The sequence below is a fragment of the Streptosporangium sp. NPDC049644 genome (assembly GCF_040675205.1).
Lineage (GTDB): Bacteria > Actinomycetota > Actinomycetes > Streptosporangiales > Streptosporangiaceae > Streptosporangium > Streptosporangium fukuiense.
The window spans coordinates 1-3,122 of the sequence record NZ_JBFAOJ010000210.1; the positions used below are offsets into that span (position 1 = coordinate 1).

Annotated in this window: 6 protein-coding genes; 5 read left to right on the forward strand and 1 reads right to left on the reverse strand. The window is 68.0% G+C overall.

Translation table 11 applies throughout. The features are described from left to right. The first annotated feature begins 126 nt into the window (after window positions 1-126). The 5 genes from AB0J58_RS44315 to AB0J58_RS44335 all read left to right on the forward strand — a co-directional run bounded on the left by AB0J58_RS44315 (window position 127) and on the right by AB0J58_RS44335 (window position 2,496). The gene (locus tag AB0J58_RS44315; RefSeq protein WP_364227710.1) at window positions 127-423 is read left to right on the forward strand and encodes a hypothetical protein; all 297 of its coding nucleotides are present in this window, start codon (window positions 127-129) and stop codon (window positions 421-423) included. Next, window positions 378-818, forward strand: coding sequence for a hypothetical protein (locus tag AB0J58_RS44320; RefSeq protein ID WP_364227712.1), 441 nt, complete (start codon window positions 378-380; stop codon window positions 816-818). The genes AB0J58_RS44315 and AB0J58_RS44320 overlap by 46 nt, the downstream gene beginning before the upstream one ends. Window positions 819-828: 10 nt before the next feature. After that, window positions 829-1,044 (forward strand): hypothetical protein, encoded by a 216-nt coding sequence (locus AB0J58_RS44325; RefSeq protein ID WP_364227715.1) that lies wholly within the window; start codon window positions 829-831, stop codon window positions 1,042-1,044. Further along, on the forward strand, window positions 1,041-1,409 hold the full coding sequence (locus tag AB0J58_RS44330) for a dihydrofolate reductase family protein (RefSeq protein ID WP_364227718.1): 369 nt from the start codon (window positions 1,041-1,043) through the stop codon (window positions 1,407-1,409). The genes AB0J58_RS44325 and AB0J58_RS44330 overlap by 4 nt, the downstream gene beginning before the upstream one ends. A gap of 325 nt (window positions 1,410-1,734) precedes the next feature. Then, window positions 1,735-2,496, forward strand: coding sequence for an integrase (locus AB0J58_RS44335; RefSeq protein ID WP_364227720.1), 762 nt, complete (start codon window positions 1,735-1,737; stop codon window positions 2,494-2,496). Between the two features lie 220 nt (window positions 2,497-2,716). On the opposite strand, the gene AB0J58_RS44340 is transcribed toward AB0J58_RS44335, so the two are convergent. Then, the coding region (locus tag AB0J58_RS44340; RefSeq protein ID WP_364227723.1) for a WD40 repeat domain-containing protein at window positions 2,717-3,122 on the reverse strand (406 nt) is incomplete at its 5' end.

Consider the following 3,122-nt stretch of genomic DNA (forward strand, 5'->3'; position numbering starts at 1 on the left):
CCAGCGAACTCGCGTGTGTTCCCGATGAATGTCCTTCAGTCTGGCTGAACTCACGGCGGACGTACCGGTAAGACTCGTGCAGCCAGGTACACGCGTTAAGAAGGCCGCGCGTGGCTTGCCGCGGAGGTGTGTGAGAAGAAGCGGCAGGTCGACCGGGTTCGCACCGAGCTGCTGGCGCATCTGCGGGAAGAGCGGATCGAGCCGCCGGCCCGGGACCGGGTCCGGCGAATCATCGGGACGGCGCTAAGGCAGGCCGAACAGACCCAGACCTCCCGCATCTCCAGCCGGATCCCAGCCGCGGCCACCCCGCGGCTCCTCGCCCTGATCGCCAAGAGCGCCGACCCCGGCGACGAACCCGAGGACCAGGTGACGGCGCGTTGTTCGGCGCCGCGCAGGCCGCCGACGTGGACACCTGCGCGGTGATCCGGGAAGAACCCGGCAACGTGAGCGTGAAGACGATCGAGCGGGAGGTGTTCAAGCTGAACGCGATCCGCAAGGTCGGCCTCCCGGACGACCTGTTCGCCGACGTCGCCCCGAAGGTTCTGGCCTCCTGGCGGGCCCGCGTCGCCACTGAAGCGCCCTCCCACCTGCGGTCCCACCCGCACGACATCAAGGTGACGCTTCTGGCGGCCTACCTGTACTGCCGGTCCCGTGAGATCACCGACACCTTGGTCGACCTGCTCATCACTACGATGCATCGGATCAACGCCCGCGCCGACACCAAGGTGACCGGCGATTTCGTGGCGGAGCTGAAGCGGGTGTCGGGCGCGGTACAGGGCCGAGCAGTCCAACCGGATCAAGTGCTATGCGCTCGGTGAGAACGTACCCGTGAAGGGGATCGTCCCGGCCGAGTTGGTGGAGCTGATGTACCGGGCCGACAGCACGAAGCGGCAGCGGATCCTGCGCATCGTGTACGAGTGCGGCGTCTTTCAGACGCTACGGGAGAAACTGCGGTGCAAGGAGATCTGGGTGGTCGGCGCCGACGACGACCGTACTGGGACCAGATCGGAGTCACGATCGTCGGTCGCCACGTCTTCGACATGACGGACGGCTGGGATGGGAAGCCTCCGGGCGGCATCGACCACGTGGTCGTCGTGTCGCACCGGCCGATGCCCGAGGGCTGGGACCGCGAGGCGCCGTTTCACTTCGTCGACGGCGTCGAGGCAGCCATGGCCAAGGCGCAGGAGCTTGCGGGTGACCGCATGGTCGAGGTCGCCGCTGGCGACGTCGGTGGCCAGGTGCTTGCCGCGGGCCTGATCGACGAGGTGCGCATGGACGTCGTACCCGTCGTGTTCGGGTCCGGCAAGCGCTACTTCGGGTCGGTCCACGCGCAGCACCTGTTGGAGGATCCTGACGTGGTGATTCAGGGCAACCGGGTGCTTCACCTGCGCTATCGGGTGCGCCGTTGACCGATCTGGGCGGGTACGCGAAGAAGTCCACTGCGAACGGTGACACAAGATCGGGCCTCCGGCTGCGTTTGCGCATCGCTGTCCCTGGTCGGGCAGCCGCCGCCGATCCGCCCCAGCACCTCACCTGCGGCAAGTTCAACTTAAGATCACTGGTTGCCGGTTTCCGTCGAATCTTGGCCGACCCCGAACGGACTTGGCCTGAGCGTGGCCTCGGGACTTTGGGCCCGATCAACGCGCCGACGCCGCCCTCCCATCAGAGCTTCTGATATCGAGAGATATCAGAAGCTCTGATGGGAGGGCTAGCTTCTGATATTGCGAGGGCGATGTGGGGCGGCAGCACCAAGCGGTACCCGAGGCGTTCACCACGATCCACGCCGCCTACGCCGCAGCGCTGAAGCGGGCCCCGCTGGACGGCGACACCCGCCGCGCCTACGACTCCCGGGTCCGGACCTTCCCCGCCTGGCTGGAAGCCAGCGGCCTCGACGGCGACCCGCTCACCGACGCCCATAACCGCGACTTCGCCATCCGCGACTACAAGATCCATATGAAGACCGTGCTGCGCCGCGCGTCGAATACCGTCAACGCCCACCTCACCGCGTTGGACCACTTCTTCACCCAGCTCGGACTCGGCCCCGCCGTCGTCCGCCGCGACGACGCCCCCAAGCTCGCGCCCCGCGCCCTGGGCGCCCGCCAGCAGAAGCGCTACCTGCGCGCCGTCGAACGCCGCCCTCTCGCCCGCGACCGCGCCATCGGCCGGCTGCTGTTCTACTCCGGCGTCCGGATCGCCGAACTCGTCGCTCTGGACGACGACGTCCCGCTCTCGGCGCGCAAAGGCAAGGTCATCGTCCGCTCCGGCAAGGGCGAGACCTCCATCACCGAGTGGCGTACCGACCGCGCCTCCTGGCCCGGCGCCGACACCCTGGCGCTGTTCCTCAATCGCCGCGGCGGGCGTCTGTCGGCCCGGGCGGTCGACCAGCTCATGGACGAACTCGCCACCGACGCCGACATCCTCGGAAAGCGAGCCTGCGGCGCCGTCGCTGAGGCCGGGCCGCTGACCTACGACTATGCAACAAACGTCTGGTTCTGAGCCGACGACGGTCGCCGACGCGGTCCCCGTGCCCGCCCAGTTTCGGGACTTCCGGGACACCCCTACGCGCGGGCGCGCGAGCTCCCCGATCACAGAAGTCCAGTTCCATGGCCCCCTCCGCTGGGCGGATCGGCCCGCCCCTGACCCGGACGTAACGGCCTCCGGGGAGGATCGGACCGGATTTTGGGCGGTAGAGCTGAAGCGGTGATGATCTACTGGGTCAGCGGGTCGGCCACAACTTCACGCTGTTGTCGTTGCCGGTGGCGAGGAGTTTGCCGTCCGGGCTGAACGCCACCGAGGAGATGCCGTAGGTATGGCCGGTGAGGGTGGCGATGGTATGGCGGCCGGCCACGTCCCACAACCGCACCGTTTCGTCGCTGCTGCCGGTGGCGAGGAGTTTGCCATCCGGGCTGAACGCCACCGAGGTGACATTGCCGGTGTGGCCGGTGAGGGGGGCAAAGGTTTCGCGGCCGGCCACGTCCCACAACCGCACCGTGTTGTCGTTGCTGCCGGTGGCGAGGAGTTTGCCGCCCGGGCTGAACGCCACCGAGGTGACATTGCCGGTGTGGCCGGTGAGGGGGGCAAAGGTTTCGCGGCCGGCCACGTCCCACAACCGCACCGTGTTG

Bases quoted from the DNA above. Each gene is read 5' to 3' on its own strand.
- AB0J58_RS44330 (WP_364227718.1), top strand. From the start codon at position 1,041: ATGACGGACGGCTGGGATGGGAAGCCTCCGGGCGGCATCGACCACGTG.